We start from the raw sequence: 17,548 nt of genomic DNA, 5'->3' as shown, positions 1-17,548 counted from the left end.
TTCCTCACTAGGAGAATTGACTCATGGCACACAAAAAAGCTGGTGGTAGTACCCGTAACGGTCGCGACTCAGAAGCCAAACGCCTTGGCGTGAAGATGTATGGCGGCCAGGTTATCATTCCGGGCAACATCATCGTGCGTCAGCGCGGCACCCAATTCCACGCCGGTTACGGTGTTGGCATGGGTAAAGATCACACTCTGTTCGCTAAAATCGACGGCGTGATCAAGTTCGAAGTAAAAGGCGCTTTCAACCGCCGTTACGTGAGCATTGTCCCGAAGACTGAAGTCGTCGCGGCATAATTACGTAGATGCTGGAAAAGCCCTGTCTCGCGACGGGGCTTTTTCGTTTGTGGGGTGAGTCTCTTGCAAAGCTGTTTGTGATGGGCTCCAGCGCTGGATTTTCGGTCGTTGATTGAGGTCGCTGCGCTCATTTTTGCAAGAGTCTTATGTCTGGATTTTTTCGGCTCGTCCGTATGACGAGAGGCGTTTTGTTATGAAGTTTGTTGATGAAGTATCGATTCGAGTAAAGGCCGGTGACGGCGGCAACGGTTGCATGAGCTTCCGTCGCGAGAAATTTATTGAAAACGGCGGTCCGAACGGTGGTGACGGTGGTGACGGCGGCTCGGTCTACATGATCGCCGACGAAAACCTCAACACACTGGTGGACTACCGTTACACCCGGCACTTCGATGCCGAGCGCGGTTCCAACGGCGGCAGCACCGACTGCACCGGTAAAAAAGGTGAAGAGCTGGTCCTGCGTGTTCCGGTCGGCACCACCGTCATCGACTCCGCCACTCAGGAAGTGATCGGCGACCTGACCAAGGCGGGCCAGAAACTGCTGGTGGCTCATGGCGGCTGGCACGGTCTGGGCAACACCCGTTTCAAATCCAGTACCAACCGTGCTCCGCGTCAGACCACTCCGGGCAAACCGGGTGAGGCGCGTGATCTCAAGCTGGAAATGAAAGTGTTGGCTGACGTCGGTCTGCTGGGCTTGCCGAACGCCGGTAAAAGTACCTTCATCCGCTCGGTCTCGGCCGCCAAGCCGAAAGTCGCCGACTACCCGTTCACCACGCTGGTGCCGAACCTGGGTGTGGTCAGCGTCGATCGCTGGAAGAGCTTCGTGGTCGCGGACATTCCGGGTCTGATCGAAGGCGCTTCCGATGGCGCGGGCCTGGGGATTCGCTTCCTCAAGCACTTGTCGCGTACCCGTCTGCTGCTGCACCTCGTGGACATGGCGCCGCTGGATGACGCCAGCGCTCCGGATGCTGCTGAAGTGATCGTCAGCGAGCTGACCAAGTTCAGCCCGTCCCTGGCTGAGCGTGATCGTTGGCTGGTGCTGAACAAGTGCGACCAGATCCTTGAAGAAGAGCACGATGCTCGCGTCAAGGAGATCGTTGATCGCCTGGAATGGACTGGTCCGGTCTACGTGATCTCCGCCATCTCCAAGCTGGGCACCGAGCGTCTGTGCCACGACATCATGCGTTATATGGAAGATCGCGCTGATCGTCTGGCGAACGACCCTGTCTACAAAGAAGAACTGGCCGAGCTCGATCAGCGCATCGAAGACGAAGCTCGTGCTCAGCTGCAGGCGCTGGATGACCAGCGTGCCCTGCGTCGCAGCGGCGTGAAGTCGGTTCACGATATCGGCGACGATGATTGGGACGAAGAAGATGTGGATGACGAAGACGGTCCGGAAATCATTTACGTGCGTGACTGATTCGTTGCAGTAAACTTAAGCGCCGCTCAATCGAGCGGCGTTTTAGTATCTGGAAATCGATAGTTGGTCACGAGTAACCACGAATAACGTTACGGGCAGTGCTAGGTCGCGCTGTCCTCAAGCTAAGGTTGAAGATGATGCGGAGCAAGGTGACAGGTGCGCAGCGTTGGGTCGTGAAGATCGGCAGCGCTTTGCTGACGGCGGACGGCAAAGGCCTGGATCGCGCGGCAATGGGTGTCTGGGTCGAGCAGATGGTGGCTTTGCATGAAGCCGGCGTCGAACTGGTGCTGGTGTCCTCCGGGGCAGTAGCGGCGGGGATGAGCCGCTTGGGCTGGAGCGTACGACCCAGTGCGATGCACGAGCTCCAGGCTGCCGCTGCGATCGGTCAGATGGGGTTGGTGCAGGCCTGGGAGTCGAGCTTTGCCGAGCATGGCCGGCATACCGCGCAGATTCTCCTGACACACGATGACTTGTCGGACCGCAAGCGCTACCTGAACGCCCGCAGCACCCTGCGTGCGCTGGTCGAGCTGAAAGTGATTCCGGTGATCAACGAAAACGACACCGTGGTCACCGACGAGATCCGCTTCGGCGACAACGACACCCTGGCGGCGCTGGTGGCCAACCTGGTCGAAGCAGACTTGCTGGTGATCCTTACCGACCGCGACGGCATGTTCGACGCTGATCCGCGCAACAACCCTGATGCGAACCTGATTTACGAAGCTCGCGCCGATGATCCGGCATTGGACGCCGTCGCTGGCGGTACCGGTGGTGCATTGGGTCGTGGCGGCATGCAGACCAAATTGCGCGCTGCGCGCCTGGCAGCGCGTTCCGGTGCGCACACCATCATCGTCGGCGGGCGCATTGAGCGCGTGCTGGATCGTCTGAAGGCGGGTGAGCGCATCGGCACCCTGTTGTCGCCTGAGCGCGGCATGCTGGCGGCGCGCAAGCAATGGTTGGCTGGTCACTTGCAAACCCGAGGCACGCTGGTGCTGGATGCGGGGGCGGTGACGGCGCTGTCCCAAGGCAACAAAAGTCTGCTGCCGGTTGGTGTCAAACTGGTCCAGGGCAGTTTTCGGCGCGGTGAAATGGTGGTGTGCGTGGCCCCGGACGGTCGTGAGATCGCCCGCGGCCTGGCCAACTACAGCGCGCTGGAAGCACAAAAAATCATCGGTCAGTCGTCTGAGGCGATTGTCGGTCTGTTGGGTTACATGGCTGAGCCAGAACTGGTTCACCGCGATAACCTGATTCTGGTCTGAAGGAATATTTGAATGCGTGTGGCAAAAGGATTGTTGGGTCTGCTGTTGGCAATGCCGCTGCTGGCCTCGGCCGAGGAGATTGGTCAGGTGTCGACGGTGTTCAAATTCGTTGGCCCGAACGACCGTATCGTCGTCGAAGCATTTGATGATCCGAAGGTCGAGGGCGTGACGTGCTACCTGTCGCGGGCCAAGACGGGTGGCGTGAAGGGTGGTTTGGGCTTGGCTGAAGATCGCGCCGAGGCATCTATTGCTTGCCGCCAGGTCGGTCCGATCAACTTCAAGGGTGAACTGAAGGACGGTGACGAGGTGTTCAAGGAGCGCACGTCGCTGGTGTTCAAGACCATGCAAGTGGTGCGCTTCCTCGACAAGAAGCGCAATACGCTGGTGTATCTGGTCTACAGCGATCGCTTGATCGAAGGCAGCCCGCAGAATGCGGTGACGGCGATCCCGATCCTGCCGTGGACGCACGCCCAATAAGCTGGCGCAAATCGAAATGTGGGAGTGAGCCTGCTCGCGATAGCGGTGTAACAGTCGGCATCAATGTTGAGTGTTGCACCGCTATCGCGAGCAAGCCCGCTCCCACATTTTTTTTGCGCAGCGTTTACCAAATCGCAGGCAATAAAAAACCGACCCTGAGGTCGGTTTTTCAACAAGCTTATCGCTTATGCGGCAACAGCAAGGTTCAGAGCCTTGACGTGACCGTTCAGGCGGCTCTTATGACGAGCTGCCTTGTTCTTGTGGATGATGCCTTTATCGGCCATACGGTCGATAACTGGCACAGCCAGAACGTAAGCTGCTTGAGCTTTTTCAGCGTCTTTTGCGTCGATGGCCTTAACTACATTCTTGATGTAGGTACGAACCATGGAACGCAGGCTGGCGTTGTGGCTGCGACGCTTCTCAGCCTGTTTTGCACGTTTTTTGGCGGAAGGTGTGTTGGCCACCGTCGAGCTCCTCGAAAGACTTTTTAGGAAATAGCAAACAAAATAGGCCGCGAATCATGCCGATGAGTTGATGTCTTGTCAAGGGCGGTTGAGACGTTCCGCTAAGTGGTAGGTATAAAGAGGCGGGATATTTATTTCCGGCGCTTGACCTGTAAACTCGCGAGCTTTGGCTCTGTGCTGCTGCGGCGCGGAGTATCGCATAAGTAGGCGCTTTGTTCGCCTGCTGTTTATCGACAGGCACAAACTCTTTCAATGAATCTGCTCAAATCGTTGGCCGCCGTCAGCTCTATCACGATGCTTTCCCGGATTCTGGGGTTCGTTCGTGACACCCTCATCGCACGCACATTTGGTGCCGGGATGGCGACTGACGCCTTCTTTATCGCCTTCAAACTGCCCAATCTGCTGCGGCGAATCTTCGCCGAAGGGGCTTTTTCCCAGGCATTCGTGCCGATCCTGGCTGAATATAAGAGCCAGAAAGGCGAGGAGGCGACGCGAACCTTCATTGCTTACGTCTCCGGCCTGCTGACGCTGGTGCTGGCCCTGGTCACCGCGCTGGGCATACTCGCCGCGCCGTGGGTCATCTGGGCCACCGCACCGGGTTTCACCGATACCCCGGAAAAATTCGAGCTGACCTCAAATCTGTTGCGGGTGACCTTCCCTTATATATTGCTGATCTCCCTGTCCTCATTGGCCGGTGCGATCCTCAATACGTACAACCGCTTCTCGGTGCCGGCCTTCGTGCCGACCCTGCTCAACGTCAGCATGATCGTCTTTTCGGTGTTCCTGACACCGTACTTCGATCCTCCCGTCATGGCCCTGGGCTGGGCGGTGCTGGTGGGTGGTCTGGCGCAGTTGCTCTATCAACTGCCGCACCTGAAAAAGATCGGCATGCTCGTGCTGCCACGCCTGAATCTGCGCGACAGCGGCGTCTGGCGAGTAATGAAACAGATGCTGCCGGCAATTCTCGGTGTGTCCGTGAGCCAGATTTCTTTGATCATCAACACCATTTTTGCTTCGTTTCTGGTCGCCGGCTCCGTGTCGTGGATGTATTACGCAGACCGTTTGATGGAGTTGCCGTCCGGTGTGTTGGGCGTGGCATTGGGTACGATTTTGCTGCCGACCCTGGCCAAGACCTATGCCAGCAAGGATCGCCAGGAATACTCGCGCATCCTCGACTGGGGCCTGCGCCTGTGCTTCGTGCTGGTGCTACCGTGTTCGCTGGCACTGGGGATTCTGGCCGAACCGCTGACGGTTTCGCTTTTCCAGTACGGGCAATTCAGTGCGTTTGATGCTTCCATGACCCAGCGGGCGTTGATCGCTTACTCCGTCGGTTTACTCGGGATTATCGTGATCAAAGTGCTGGCGCCGGGCTTTTATGCGCAACAAAACATCCGCACCCCGGTAAAAATCGCGATTTTCACGCTGGTCGTTACCCAGTTGTTCAACCTGGTGCTGATCGGTCCGCTGGCTCACGCTGGTCTGGCCCTGGCCATCAGCGTCGGTGCCTGCATCAACGCCGGGCTATTGTTCTATCAGCTGCGCAAGCAACAGATGTATCAGCCGCAACCGGGCTGGGCCAAGTTCGGCGCCAAGCTTGTGATTGCGGTGTTGGTGATGTCTGCTGTGCTGCTGGCCGGGATGCACTTCATGCCGGCCTGGGATCAGGGGCATATGCTGGAGCGGTTCCTGCGCCTGGGCGCGTTGGTCGCTGCCGGCGTGGTCAGTTATTTCGGCATGCTGCTGTTGATGGGCTTTCGTTTGCGCGACTTCAATCGCAAGGCGTTGAGCTGAGGCTTTTGCCTCGATAAACATGGGCGAACCGGCGGTTTTGTCGGCTCGATTACTTTGGGTTACGGTGTTGCCTGTCGTCGGCCGCCGGGTGTGGTTATAATCGACCACTTTATGAGCAAGAAGCGCGTTATGCAGCTGGTTCGAGGCCTCCACAACCTGCGCCCCCAGCATCGGGGCTGTGTCGCCACTATTGGCAACTTTGACGGTGTTCACCGTGGCCACCAGGCTATCCTGGCGAGGCTGCGTGAGCGCGCTATCGAGTTGGGCGTGCCCAGCTGCGTGGTGATTTTCGAGCCGCAGCCGAGAGAATTCTTCGCCCCGGACACGGCCCCGGCCCGTCTGGCCCGGCTGCGGGACAAACTGCAGCTGCTGGCCGACGAAGGTGTCGACCGGGTCCTGTGCCTGGCCTTCAATCATCGTCTGAGCAAGCTCAGCGCCAGTGAGTTCGTCGATACGATTCTGGTCGACGGCCTCGGCGTCCAGCACCTGGAGGTCGGTGACGACTTCCGGTTCGGCTGTGACCGGGTAGGGGATTTCGATTTCCTGCAGCAGGCCGGCATCGTTCAGGGCTTTACCGTCGAAGCGGCGCAAACCGTCGAGCTGGACGGCATTCGCGTCAGCAGCACCCAGGTCCGTAATGCCTTGGCCGCTGCCGATTTTGCCTTGGCCGAGCGACTGCTCGGGCGACCGTTCCAGATCACCGGGCGGGTCCTGCACGGTCAGAAGCTGGCGCGCCAACTGGGTACGCCAACTGCCAACATTCAACTCAAGCGTCGTCGCGTGCCGCTGACCGGGGTTTACCTGGTCAACGTCGACATCGACGGCAAGACCTGGCCAGGTGTCGCCAACATTGGCGTGCGGCCAACGGTACAAGGGGATGGCAAAGCCCACCTCGAAGTACACCTTTTAGATTTTGCCGGCGATCTGTATGACCGGCGTTTGACGGTGGTTTTCCACCACAAGCTGCGTGAAGAGCAGCGTTTCGCCTCTCTGGAGGCGCTTAAGACGGCGATCAATGCGGATGTTGCCGCCGCCCGTGCCCTGTCGCACCTAGCGCCAATCGCTAATGAAGAGCCTTAAATGACCGACTATAAAGCCACGCTAAACCTTCCGGACACCGCCTTCCCAATGAAGGCCGGCCTGCCTCAGCGCGAACCGCAGATCCTGCAGCGCTGGGACAGCATTGGCCTGTACGGTAAGTTGCGCGAGATTGGCAAGGATCGTCCGAAGTTTGTCCTGCACGACGGTCCTCCGTATGCCAACGGCACGATTCACATCGGTCATGCGTTGAACAAGATTCTCAAGGACATGATCATCCGCTCGAAAACCCTGTCGGGTTTCGACGCGCCTTATGTTCCGGGTTGGGACTGCCACGGCCTGCCGATCGAGCACAAAGTCGAAGTGACCCACGGCAAAAACCTGGGCGCGGACAAAACCCGCGAACTGTGCCGCGCCTATGCCACCGAGCAGATCGAAGGGCAGAAATCCGAATTCATCCGTCTGGGCGTGCTGGGCGACTTCGCCAACCCGTACAAGACCATGGATTTCAAGAACGAAGCTGGTGAAATCCGCGCTTTGGCCGAAATCGTCAAGGGCGGTTTCGTGTTCAAGGGCTTGAAGCCTGTGAACTGGTGCTTCGATTGCGGTTCGGCCCTGGCTGAAGCGGAAGTCGAGTACGAGAACAAAAAGTCCTCGACTATCGACGTGGCTTTCCCGATTGCCGATGAAGCCAAACTGGCTGCCGCTTTCGGTCTGGCGTCCCTGGCCAAGCCTGCTTCGATCGTGATCTGGACCACCACCCCGTGGACCATCCCGGCCAACCAGGCGCTGAACGTTCACCCGGAATTCAACTACGCCCTGGTCGATGTCGGCGACAAACTGCTGGTGCTGGCTGAAGAACTGGTCGAGTCGTGCCTGGCCCGTTACAGCCTGGAAGGCTCGGTCATCGCGACCACCACCGGTAAAGAACTGGAACTGATCAACTTCCGTCACCCGTTCTACGATCGTCTGTCGCCGGTTTACCTGGCCGACTACGTTGAACTGGGCGCTGGCACCGGCGTGGTTCACTCCGCTCCGGCGTACGGCGTGGACGACTTCGTGACCTGCAAGAAATACGGCATGGTCAACGACGACATTCTCAACCCGGTACAGAGCAACGGCGTTTACGTGACATCGCTGGAGTTCTTCGGCGGCCAGTTCATCTGGAAAGCCAACCCGGCCATCGTCGACAAGCTGACCGAAGTCGGCGCGCTGCTGCACACCACCATCATCGAACACAGCTACATGCACTGCTGGCGTCACAAGACCCCGCTGATCTACCGCGCCACTGCGCAGTGGTTCATCGGCATGGACAAAGAGCCTGTCAGCGGCGACACCCTGCGCAAGCGCGCGCTCAAAGCCATCGAAGAGACTCAGTTCGTTCCGGCCTGGGGCCAGGCGCGCCTGCACTCGATGATCGCCAACCGGCCGGATTGGTGCATCTCCCGTCAGCGCAACTGGGGCGTGCCGATCCCGTTCTTCCTGAACAAGGAAAGCGGCGAGCTGCACCCACGTACCGCCGAGCTGATGGAGGAAGTCGCCAAGCGCGTCGAAGTCGAAGGCATCGAAGCCTGGTTCAAGATGGACGCCGCCGAGTTGCTCGGTGACGAAGCGCCACAATACGACAAAATCAGCGACACCCTGGACGTCTGGTTCGATTCGGGCACCACGCACTGGCACGTCCTGCGCGGTTCGCACCCGATGGGCCACGAAACCGGCCCGCGTGCCGACCTGTACCTGGAAGGTTCGGACCAACACCGTGGCTGGTTCCACTCGTCGTTGCTGACCGGTTGCGCCATCGACAACCACGCGCCGTACCGCGAGCTTCTGACCCACGGCTTTACCGTCGACGAGTCCGGTCGCAAGATGTCCAAGTCCCTGGGCAACGTGATCGCGCCGCAAAAGGTCAACGACACTCTGGGCGCAGATATCATGCGTCTGTGGGTCGCTTCCACCGATTACTCGGGTGAAATGGCGGTTTCCGACCAGATCCTGCAACGCAGTGCGGACGCCTACCGGCGGATCCGTAACACCGCGCGCTTCCTGCTTTCCAACCTGACCGGTTTCAACCCGGCCACCGACATCCTGCCGGCCGAAGAAATGCTTGCGCTGGACCGTTGGGCCGTGGACCGCACCTTGCTGCTGCAACGCGAGTTGCAAGAGCACTACGGTGAATACCGCTTCTGGAACGTCTACTCCAAGATCCACAACTTCTGCGTGCAGGAGCTGGGCGGTTTCTACCTCGACATCATCAAGGACCGTCAGTACACCACTGGCGCCAACAGCAAGGCCCGCCGTTCGGCGCAAACCGCGCTGTACCACATCTCCGAAGCGCTGGTGCGCTGGATCGCGCCGATCCTTGCCTTCACCGCCGACGAACTGTGGGAATACCTGCCGGGCGAGCGTAACGAATCGGTGATGCTCAACACCTGGTACGAAGGCCTGACCGAATTGCCGGACAACGTCGAACTGGGCCGCGCCTACTGGGAGCGGATCATGGCGGTGAAGGTCGCGGTCAACAAGGAAATGGAAATCCAGCGCGCGGCCAAGGCCGTCGGTGGCAACCTGCAAGCCGAAGTGACGCTGTTCGCCGAAGACGCTCTGAGCGCCGACCTGGCCCAGCTGAGCAACGAACTGCGCTTCGTGCTGATCACCTCGACCGCGAGTGTGGCGCCTTTTGTTCAGGCACCTGCGGACGCGGTAGTCACCGAAGTCAGCGGCCTGAAGCTGAAAATCGTCAAGTCGGCCTTCGCCAAGTGCGCCCGTTGCTGGCACTGCCGTGAAGACGTCGGCGTGAACCCGGAGCATCCGGAAATCTGCGGTCGTTGCGTCGACAACATCAGCGGCGCTGGCGAGGTTCGTCATTATGCCTAATGCTGCTGGCCGTTTCGGACGGTTGAGCTGGCTCTGGTTGAGTTTGCTGGTCCTGGTCATCGACCAGGCCAGCAAGTTCTACTTCGAAAACAAGCTCGAAATGTTCCAGCAGATCGTGATCATTCCCGATCTGTTCAGTTGGACCCTGGCCTACAACACCGGCGCGGCCTTCAGCTTCCTGGCTGACAGTTCTGGCTGGCAGCGTTGGTTGTTTGCCCTGATCGCCATTGGGGTGAGTGCGGTTCTGGTGGTCTGGCTCAAGCGTCTGGGGCGCAACGAAACCTGGCTGGCCGTCGCTTTGGCGCTGGTACTGGGCGGGGCGCTGGGCAATCTGTATGACCGCATTGCCTTGGGCCATGTGATCGATTTCATTCTGGTGCATTGGCAGAACCGCTGGTACTTCCCGGCGTTCAACTTCGCCGACAGTGCAATTACCGTCGGTGCCGTGATGCTTGCGCTAGATATGTTCAAAAGCAAGAAAACCGGAGAAACCGTTCATGACTGAACAGGTATTGGCTGAGCAACGCATCCGCCAGAACACGGAAGTCACCTTGCACTTTGCACTGCGCCTGGAGAACGGCGACACGGTCGACAGCACCTTCGACAAAGCCCCGGCGACCTTCAAGGTCGGCGATGGCAACCTGTTACCGGGTTTCGAAGCGGCGCTGTTCGGCTTCAAGGCGGGCGATAAGCGCACGCTGACGATTCAACCGGAAAACGCGTTTGGCCAGCCAAACCCGCAAAACGTGCAGATCATCCCGCGTTCGCAGTTCAAGGACATGGACCTGTCGCCGGGTTTGCTGGTGATCTTCAACGATGCGGCCAATACTGAGCTGCCGGGTGTTGTGAAAGAATTCGATGACGAGCAAGTGACCATCGACTTCAATCACCCGCTGGCCGGCAAGACATTGACCTTTGACGTCGAGATCATCAGCGTCAAATCGCTGTAACTGACCGAATGCGGTCTAATTGTGGGAGCGGGCTTGCTCGCGAAAGCGGTGTATCAGCCAACATTTTTGTTGAATGTGAAGCAGCCTTCGCGAGCAAGCCCGCTCCCACATTAAGATTTTTACTGTTTTCGAACCCGGTGTTCGTATGACAGGTGGCACTACTATTTCTTGCGCGCAAGACACGAGGCACAGCATGCAAATCAAACTCGCCAACCCCCGTGGCTTCTGCGCCGGCGTGGACCGGGCGATCGAAATCGTCAACCGCGCCCTGGAAGTCTTCGGGCCGCCGATCTATGTGCGCCACGAAGTGGTCCACAACAAATTCGTCGTCGAAGACCTGCGTGCTCGCGGGGCGATCTTCGTCGAGGAACTGGATCAGGTGCCGGACGACGTCATCGTGATCTTCAGTGCCCACGGCGTTTCCCAGGCTGTGCGTACCGAAGCCGCCGGCCGAGGCCTGAAAGTGTTCGACGCGACTTGCCCGCTGGTCACCAAGGTGCACATCGAAGTCGCGCGCTATAGCCGTGACGGCCGTGAATGCATCCTCATCGGCCACGCCGGTCACCCGGAAGTCGAAGGCACCATGGGCCAGTACGATGGCAGCAATGGTGGCGCGATCTATCTGGTTGAAGACGAGAAAGACGTTGCCTCGTTGCAGGTGGTCAACCCCGACAAACTGGCGTTCGTGACCCAGACCACCCTGTCCATGGACGACACCAGCCGCGTGATCGACGCCCTGCGTGCACGCTTCCCGGCGATTGGTGGCCCGCGCAAGGACGACATCTGCTACGCCACGCAAAACCGTCAGGACGCCGTCAAGCAACTGGCCGACGAATGTGATGTGGTACTGGTGGTCGGCAGCCCGAACAGCTCCAACTCCAACCGCTTGCGTGAACTCGCCGAACGCATGGCCACCCCGGCTTACCTGATCGACGGCGCCGAAGACCTGCAAAAGAGCTGGTTCGACGGTGTCGAGCGTATCGGTATCACCGCTGGCGCCTCTGCTCCGGAAGTGCTGGTGCGTGGCGTGATCCAGCAGTTGCAGGCCTGGGGCGCTACCGGGGCCGATGAATTGGCTGGTCGGGAGGAGAACATCACGTTCTCCATGCCTAAAGAGTTGCGCGTGCGCTCCCTGCTTTAACTTTTTTCTCTCCCGGACACAGCGCCTGCTCAGCCTTATCGCTGCGCAGGCTGACGCGACCGGTCGCGGCCAGCACCACCTGGCGCTGGCTGACCGGTTCGCGGGCTGCGCAAATGTGCAGCGTCCCCGCTTGAAAGGCCCGGCCAGGCATTTGTGGTTCGCCAATACGGCTGAAACGCACGAATCGCTTGACCGGCCAATTACCGACAATCGGCACCCGAGCGCCACTTACGCGCTCAATCAGCATCGGATTGCTGCTGTCCTCCGGCCCTTTGCCGCTGATATCCAGAATGATTCGCCAGCCCTGGCCCCAGTCGTCGTTGATGCCATGGATGACGGTGGTCTGATTACGCGCGAGTGCTTCGCTTCGGGCACTGCGAATACCACTGGCAAGAGACTTCGCCGCCTCCTCGCGATGATTCGATTCTGTAAGCGCCGCGAACGCCGGACTGACCAACAGCAGAACAATCCCGGCAATTGTCAGTCCCATGAGCAGTTCGATCAGGCTGAAGCCTCGCTGATGCATATCATCTCCCTCCGTGGAGTGCTGCGGCCCGCGCAATCCGTGCGCGAGTAATGGCAAATCAACCGTACGCCGTCCGGTCGAATGTTCTAGCGTGTAGAAGCAGGTATAGCCGACGGCAACGGAGGGCACTGATGGATCATCGTACAAAAGGTTTCACGCTGATCGAGCTGCTGGTCTCGCTCGCGGTTTTTTTGATCCTGATCACCCTGGCCGTGCCCGCGTTTACCCGGTCGGTGCAAGGCACCAAGGCCGACACCGAAATTGGCGACCTGCAACGCGGACTCAATTTCGCCCGGCTTGAGGCCATCGACCGGGGCGTCGCTACTCGGATTCGTCCGACCGCGGGTGGCAGCGTCTGGACCGGTGAGTTGGCGGTCTATGACAGTACGAACACGCCGGCCAATGTATTGCGGGTTGTTCCAGCGATGAGCAGCGGCGCGGCTCTGACGCTACCCTTGGGAGTGACCGCCATTGATTTCAACAATCTGGGCGGTTTGGCGGCGCCGCCCACACCCGTGGTGATCAGCTATGTATTGGGGGCGCAAAGCAGGACGCTGAATGTGTGTTTGAACGGACGAATTCTATTGGGTGGAAATTGCGGATGAGGGAACGGAGCAAACATGCACAGGAGGGCATGACGCTGATCGAAGTGCTGGTCGCGTTGGTGATTCTGACCGTGGGGCTGCTGGGCGCGGCGGCGATTCAGCTCAATGCGCTGAAGTACACCGACAGTTCGCGGATGACTAGCCAGGCGAGTTTTATCGCCTACGACATGATGGACCGTATCCGCGCCAACTCCGGCGCCGACTATACCGTGACGCCACCAACGTCAGGCAACCTGAACGTTGCCCGGGATCAGGACCTTTACGATTTCACCACCAACATCGTCAATTTCGGCGGCGCGACGGCCACCGGTGCCGTTACGCTGAGCCAGCGGGTCTACACCATCACCATCACCTGGGACGACTCGCGCGCCGCCAATACCGCCAATTCACGTCGCAGCTTCGTTTTGACCAGTCGTGCCGCTGTCGACCCGGTGGCAACGCCATGAATCGGTCCAGCAGAGGTTTCGGGCTGATCGAGTTGTTGATCGCCCTCGCGTTGAGCCTGATTGTGGTGCTGGGCGTGGTGCAGGTTTTCATCGCCGCCAAGAACACCTACGTCAGCCAGAACACCTCCGCCGCCATGCAGGAAGATGCGCGGTTTGTGTTGAGCAAGATGATTCAGGAACTCCGCATGGTCGGCATGTTTGGCTGCCTGGGGACGATCACTGACTCAAGTACTGCCGGCGACTTCAGCGCTGGCCAGATAACGCCCATCAGTTGGGACAACGCCAACCTCAAGTTGACGCTGGTGACCGCTGATATCGGAAGCAGTGGCGGGGTGCCCGCCTGGACGGTGATCTCCGACTGTCGGAACACGGCGACGGCCTACACGGGTGCGCGGGTAGCGGCCTCGGGGTTTCTGGCATTCCCGATCCGGCGCCTGATCTACAGCTTCAGCAATAACAAAATCATGATGGGCTCCGGTACCGGCACGCCGGCCCAGTTTGTGCTGATCGACAACGTCAGTGCCTTCAGCGTGAGCTTCGGCCTCGCCAATTCTGCCACTGACGTCGCCGCTTCCAGCTACAGCCCTAACCCGTCCGACCCCGCGCGGATTCGCAGCGTCCGCCTGAGCCTGACCCTCACCGACCCGAACAACCGGGTGCGCAATCAAACGTTCAACGTGGTTGCCGCCTTGCGCAACAGGTTGCCATGAGGAAGGCCTCCATGACTTTTCACGCCCAGCGGGGTATGGCGCTGCTGGTCAGCCTGGTGTTTCTGTTGTTGCTGACGCTGATCGGCCTTTCATCGATGCAGAACGCCACCCTGCAGGAAAAAATGGCCGGCAGTGTGAGCTTGCGCAATCAGTCGTTCCAGGGCGCTGAAGCGGCGTTACGCGTGGGCGAAAGCGCGGTCCAGCTGGACAGCTATTCATTGCCGGTCTGCAGCCAGTGCGCACCACCGGCCGACGCGTCGACGGTCACTGCCGCCGGCTCCAGCTCCACCTCCGGCGTGACCTGGATCGCCTCGGGCAAGGGCTTTTACGCGGTGCAGAATATCGGCACCACAGTCAACGCGGTAAATGTGCCGAGCAACACCTCGGCGACGCTTTACCGGGTGACCGCCGTCGGCATCGCGGGCAACTCGCGCAGCGTCGTGGAGAGTATTTATGCGAAGTACTGAGAGGCGTGGCGGGTTGTGGCAGCTGATCTGCGGCATGGTGCTGGGGCTTTACCTGTCCGCTCCTGCTTACGCCTTCACACCGTCGGATTCACCGCTGTTAAGCGCGGCAGCGGTCGTGCCGAACGTGATGTTGCTGATCGACGACTCGGGGAGCATGAACAGCATCCTCTATGCCCCCGGGTTCGATCCGACGGTCACCGGACGCACACCGGCCAGGCAATGCAATTTTTTCTTCGGCCTGTGCTTGAGCGGGAGCGACATCGTCGGCGACTCGATTTTCCTCTCCAGCCTTGCGCAGTCTGGTTGTTCCGGTGGTGCCTACGCGTTTTACAACAACAGCCTGGCGCCCCTGTGCCTCAAGCTTCCGGACCCGGTCGGAGGCGAAAATACCCGGTATACCGACGACTATCTGTCGTATCTGGTGGGGCTGGCGAATGGCAGCAACCGTGACTTCACCAATGGCTCGATCCCTAACGATTACCGCATGAACGTGGCGCGAAACGTGTCCACGGCATTGGTGGCCAGCAACCGGGCGTTGCGCATCGGCCTTGCGACGTTCAACCCAGCCACCAGCAACAACTCCGGAAATGGCGGCTTTATCGCCCGGTCGATCAGCGATCTGTCGCTGGTGAGCGGCAGCGTTACCCAGGCCCAGGCCGATACCAATTACAACAATCTGATCGCCTCCATCAACGGGTTGAGTGCCGTGGCCAATACGCCGCTGGCGGAAACCTACTACGAGATCAGCCGCTATTTTCGTGGGCTGACGCCGTACTACAACTCGACCCCGGCGACGTACACCAGCCCGATCCAGTACCGCTGCCAGAAGAACTACGGCGTGGTGATCACCGATGGCTTGCCGACGTTCGACCGGACCTTCCCGACCAACGATCCACTGGGCACCGGCCGGCTTCCAAACTGGGACGGCGTGAACAACGATGGCAACAACCTCAACGGTGATGGCGAAGGCGACACCCTTTATCTGGATGACATCGCCAAGTTCGCTTTCGACATCGACATGCGCTCCACCGGCACCGACGCGGCAGGCAAAAGCTGGAACGCGGTGGACTTCCCGAAACAGAACATCAACACCTACACCGTGGGCTTTACCGCCGCGAATCAGATGTTGTCGGACGCGGCCAGCTACGGACAGGGCAAGTACTATCAGGCGACCGACAGCGCCGGGCTCAACAGTGCATTGTCCTCGGCCCTGAGCGACATCACCTCGAAGGCCGGCTCCGGTGGCAGCGGTGTCACCAGCGGCACTACCCTGGCCAGCAATTCAAGTTACTTCCAGACCAGTTATGACCCTAAAGACTGGCGCGGCACGATCAAATCCTTCGGCTTCACCACGGCCGGTACGGTCAACACCGCGGCAGCGTTGTGGACCACCGACACCACCATCGTTCCCGGTGCCACCGCACCGACTTACCAGTCCTGGAACACCCTGACCAACACGGTGGTCAGCTTGGCGTATACCAGCTTCTCCCCGACGCAGCAGACCTCCCTCAGCCAAGGCCTGCCTACGGGCATCACCGGCAGCGATCTGGTGGAATGGAGCAAGGGCACCAACAAAGCCGGGCTCAAGGTGCGTAGCGTGCTGCTCGGCGACATCATCAATTCGCCCCTTGTACTGGCGTCACCCACGGACAAAACCGCCTCTGATCTGACGGGCGACACCACCTACAGCACCTACCTGACCACCAAGGCTGCCACCATGAGTACCAGCCTGGTGGTGAACGCCAACGACGGGTTCGTGAATGTCATCAACTCGGCCAATGGCACCCGGCGTTATGCCTACATGCCTTCCAGTGTGTTGCCATCGCTGCGCTACATCGCCGACCCGACCTACATCAACGGTGTGAGCCACAAGTTTCTGGTCGACGGTCAGCTCGGGGTGTTCGATGCCCAGTTCGGCAGCGCCTGGAAAACCCTGGCCATTGGCGGGACCGGGGCCGGCGGCAGAACTTTCTATGCATTGCAGCTGTTCGATGCGTCTGCGGGCAACGTGTTCAAGGCATTGTGGGAGTTCAGCGCACCGGCCACGGCCAACACCGCGAACGTTTTCAATGATCTGGGTTATGCCTACGCACGACCGGAAGTGGCACGCTTGGCCGACGGTCGCTGGGCTGCGTTCATTTCCAACGGTTATGGCAGCAACTCCGGGGTGGCGGCGTTGTACGTGGTGGATGTTCGTGACGGTTCGTTGATCAAGAAAATCGTGGTCGACAGCACCGACACCACCAACGGCCTATCGTCGGTGAAGCTCAGGGTCAACTCGCAGAATGTGGTGCAGGCCGCCTATGGTGGCGACCTGAAAGGGCGGTTATGGAAGTTTGATTTGAGCGCTACCGCCCCCAATAGCTGGGGCGTGGCGTTTGCCGGCAAGCCGTTGTTTACCACGGCGGGTGGCGCCACCCAGCCGATTACCGTGCAGCCGTTGCTGGCGGACAACTCACTGGGCGGCAAGGAAGTATTCTTCGGCACCGGCAAATTCAACGAGACTGCCGACAAGACCAACAAGGATTTGCAGGCGTTCTACGCCGTGTGGGATGCGGAAGGCGGGGCCGGCCAGATCACCGTCTCCAGTTTGCAGGCGCAAGCGGTGACCGGTGTGTTCTCGGGCAGCACCGGGCAATTCATCACCACCAGCCAGAACGACGTGATCTATCCAGGGGAGAAGGGCTGGTACTTGCCGCTGGTGTACAACAGCGCGCTGACGGGGGAGCGGGTGATCAATCAGGCCAATCTGGTGCTGGGGCGAATCGTCTTTACCACGGCGAGTGTGGACACCACCGACCCATGCGCCAGCTTCGGTACGGGCAAACTGGTCGAACTGGATGCGTTCAGCGGTAAGATGCTCAACTACGCGGTGCTCGATACCAATAACGACGGGACAGTCGACACCAAGGACACGGTGTCCAGCGGCGTGATTTTCACCGGCGGCATCCCGACGCTGAACGCCATCGTCAACGGTGCGACCCGCAAGATCGTGAACGATTCCAGTGGCGGCATCAGCACCCTGGTGGAAAAATCCGGCGGCGGCAGCCGTCGCATCATGTGGCGACAAATACAGTAAGTGAGAGT

Annotated in this window: 17 protein-coding genes; 15 read left to right on the top strand and 2 right to left on the bottom strand. The window is 59.6% G+C overall.

Annotated elements, in window-relative coordinates:
* Positions 1-23 precede the first annotated feature (23 nt).
* The 4 genes from rpmA (at position 24) to DJ564_RS28180 (ending at position 3,449) form a co-directional block, all read left to right on the top strand.
* Positions 24-299: a 50S ribosomal protein L27 gene (gene rpmA, locus DJ564_RS28195; RefSeq protein WP_003215862.1), complete on the top strand. Its 276-nt coding sequence runs from the start codon at positions 24-26 to the stop codon at positions 297-299.
* Between the two features lie 193 nt (positions 300-492).
* Positions 493-1,716, top strand: a complete 1,224-nt coding sequence (gene cgtA, locus DJ564_RS28190) for an Obg family GTPase CgtA (RefSeq protein ID WP_010467530.1) — start codon at positions 493-495, stop codon at positions 1,714-1,716.
* Between the two features lie 137 nt (positions 1,717-1,853).
* Positions 1,854-2,972 carry a glutamate 5-kinase gene (gene proB, locus DJ564_RS28185; RefSeq protein ID WP_109634973.1) on the top strand — a complete coding sequence of 373 codons (1,119 nt, stop codon included), beginning with the start codon at positions 1,854-1,856 and terminating at the stop codon, positions 2,970-2,972.
* Positions 2,973-2,984: 12 nt separating this feature from the next.
* A complete protein-coding gene (locus DJ564_RS28180) occupies positions 2,985-3,449 on the top strand; it encodes a CreA family protein (RefSeq protein WP_109634971.1) in 465 nt (154 codons plus the stop codon).
* Positions 3,450-3,634: 185 nt separating this feature from the next.
* On the opposite strand, the gene rpsT is transcribed toward DJ564_RS28180, so the two are convergent.
* Positions 3,635-3,913: a 30S ribosomal protein S20 gene (gene rpsT, locus DJ564_RS28175; protein ID WP_008154937.1), complete on the bottom strand. Its 279-nt coding sequence runs from the start codon at positions 3,911-3,913 to the stop codon at positions 3,635-3,637.
* A 252-nt stretch (positions 3,914-4,165) separates the two neighbouring features.
* Between rpsT and murJ the strand changes: the two genes are divergently transcribed.
* From murJ to ispH, 6 genes are all read left to right on the top strand, one after another.
* Positions 4,166-5,704, top strand: coding sequence for a murein biosynthesis integral membrane protein MurJ (gene murJ / locus DJ564_RS28165; protein ID WP_109634969.1), 1,539 nt, complete (start codon positions 4,166-4,168; stop codon positions 5,702-5,704).
* Positions 5,705-5,833: 129 nt separating this feature from the next.
* Positions 5,834-6,784, top strand: a complete 951-nt coding sequence (gene ribF, locus DJ564_RS28160; protein WP_109634967.1) for a bifunctional riboflavin kinase/FAD synthetase — start codon at positions 5,834-5,836, stop codon at positions 6,782-6,784.
* Positions 6,785-9,616, top strand: coding sequence for an isoleucine--tRNA ligase (gene ileS, locus DJ564_RS28155; protein WP_109634966.1), 2,832 nt, complete (start codon positions 6,785-6,787; stop codon positions 9,614-9,616).
* Positions 9,609-10,121, top strand: a complete 513-nt coding sequence (lspA, locus tag DJ564_RS28150) for a signal peptidase II (protein WP_109634964.1) — start codon at positions 9,609-9,611, stop codon at positions 10,119-10,121. Before ileS ends, lspA begins: the two co-directional genes overlap by 8 nt.
* Positions 10,122-10,128: 7 nt before the next feature.
* Complete coding sequence (gene fkpB, locus DJ564_RS28145; RefSeq protein ID WP_178082362.1) at positions 10,129-10,566, top strand: FKBP-type peptidyl-prolyl cis-trans isomerase; 438 nt, start codon at positions 10,129-10,131, stop codon at positions 10,564-10,566.
* Positions 10,567-10,759: 193 nt separating this feature from the next.
* A complete protein-coding gene (ispH, locus tag DJ564_RS28140) occupies positions 10,760-11,707 on the top strand; it encodes a 4-hydroxy-3-methylbut-2-enyl diphosphate reductase (RefSeq protein WP_109634961.1) in 948 nt (315 codons plus the stop codon).
* Here the strand turns inward: ispH and DJ564_RS28135 are convergent.
* Entirely contained in the window at positions 11,676-12,233 is a 558-nt protein-coding gene (locus tag DJ564_RS28135) for a GspH/FimT family pseudopilin (RefSeq protein ID WP_109634959.1), read from the bottom strand. The genes ispH and DJ564_RS28135 overlap by 32 nt on opposite strands.
* A gap of 131 nt (positions 12,234-12,364) precedes the next feature.
* Here DJ564_RS28135 and DJ564_RS28130 point away from each other — a divergent pair, with 131 nt between their 5' ends.
* The 5 genes from DJ564_RS28130 to DJ564_RS28110 are packed head-to-tail and all read left to right on the top strand — an operon-like array spanning position 12,365 to position 17,540.
* Entirely contained in the window at positions 12,365-12,838 is a 474-nt protein-coding gene (locus DJ564_RS28130; RefSeq protein WP_109634957.1) for a GspH/FimT family pseudopilin, read from the top strand.
* Positions 12,835-13,284 (top strand): type IV pilus modification protein PilV, encoded by a 450-nt coding sequence (pilV, locus tag DJ564_RS28125; RefSeq protein WP_109634955.1) that lies wholly within the window; start codon positions 12,835-12,837, stop codon positions 13,282-13,284. The genes DJ564_RS28130 and pilV overlap by 4 nt, the downstream gene beginning before the upstream one ends.
* A complete protein-coding gene (locus DJ564_RS28120; protein ID WP_109634953.1) occupies positions 13,281-13,994 on the top strand; it encodes a PilW family protein in 714 nt (237 codons plus the stop codon). The genes pilV and DJ564_RS28120 overlap by 4 nt, the downstream gene beginning before the upstream one ends.
* The gene (locus tag DJ564_RS28115) at positions 13,991-14,461 is read left to right on the top strand and encodes a PilX N-terminal domain-containing pilus assembly protein (protein ID WP_109634952.1); all 471 of its coding nucleotides are present in this window, start codon (positions 13,991-13,993) and stop codon (positions 14,459-14,461) included. The genes DJ564_RS28120 and DJ564_RS28115 overlap by 4 nt, the downstream gene beginning before the upstream one ends.
* Positions 14,448-17,540 (top strand): pilus assembly protein, encoded by a 3,093-nt coding sequence (locus DJ564_RS28110; protein WP_109634950.1) that lies wholly within the window; start codon positions 14,448-14,450, stop codon positions 17,538-17,540. The genes DJ564_RS28115 and DJ564_RS28110 overlap by 14 nt, the downstream gene beginning before the upstream one ends.
* Positions 17,541-17,548: the final 8 nt, after the last annotated feature.

Origin of the sequence: Pseudomonas sp. 31-12, assembly GCF_003151075.1 — a bacterium.
Lineage (GTDB): Bacteria > Pseudomonadota > Gammaproteobacteria > Pseudomonadales > Pseudomonadaceae > Aquipseudomonas.
The sequence above is the reverse complement of the archived record's forward strand: the minus strand, read 5'-3'. Positions and strand labels throughout refer to the sequence as shown.

Bases quoted from the DNA above. Each gene is read 5' to 3' on its own strand.
- lspA (WP_109634964.1), top strand. From the start codon at position 9,609: ATGCCTAATGCTGCTGGCCGTTTCGGACGGTTGAGCTGGCTCTGGTTG.
- ispH (WP_109634961.1), top strand. From the start codon at position 10,760: ATGCAAATCAAACTCGCCAACCCCCGTGGCTTCTGCGCCGGCGTGGAC.
- murJ (WP_109634969.1), top strand. From the start codon at position 4,166: ATGAATCTGCTCAAATCGTTGGCCGCCGTCAGCTCTATCACGATGCTT.
- cgtA (WP_010467530.1), top strand. From the start codon at position 493: ATGAAGTTTGTTGATGAAGTATCGATTCGAGTAAAGGCCGGTGACGGC.
- pilV (WP_109634955.1), top strand. From the start codon at position 12,835: ATGAGGGAACGGAGCAAACATGCACAGGAGGGCATGACGCTGATCGAA.
- DJ564_RS28130 (WP_109634957.1), top strand. From the start codon at position 12,365: ATGGATCATCGTACAAAAGGTTTCACGCTGATCGAGCTGCTGGTCTCG.
- DJ564_RS28180 (WP_109634971.1), top strand. From the start codon at position 2,985: ATGCGTGTGGCAAAAGGATTGTTGGGTCTGCTGTTGGCAATGCCGCTG.
- DJ564_RS28120 (WP_109634953.1), top strand. From the start codon at position 13,281: ATGAATCGGTCCAGCAGAGGTTTCGGGCTGATCGAGTTGTTGATCGCC.
- ribF (WP_109634967.1), top strand. From the start codon at position 5,834: ATGCAGCTGGTTCGAGGCCTCCACAACCTGCGCCCCCAGCATCGGGGC.
- proB (WP_109634973.1), top strand. From the start codon at position 1,854: ATGCGGAGCAAGGTGACAGGTGCGCAGCGTTGGGTCGTGAAGATCGGC.
- DJ564_RS28135 (WP_109634959.1), bottom strand. From the start codon at position 12,233: ATGCATCAGCGAGGCTTCAGCCTGATCGAACTGCTCATGGGACTGACA.
- DJ564_RS28115 (WP_109634952.1), top strand. From the start codon at position 13,991: ATGAGGAAGGCCTCCATGACTTTTCACGCCCAGCGGGGTATGGCGCTG.
- rpmA (WP_003215862.1), top strand. From the start codon at position 24: ATGGCACACAAAAAAGCTGGTGGTAGTACCCGTAACGGTCGCGACTCA.
- ileS (WP_109634966.1), top strand. From the start codon at position 6,785: ATGACCGACTATAAAGCCACGCTAAACCTTCCGGACACCGCCTTCCCA.
- DJ564_RS28110 (WP_109634950.1), top strand. From the start codon at position 14,448: ATGCGAAGTACTGAGAGGCGTGGCGGGTTGTGGCAGCTGATCTGCGGC.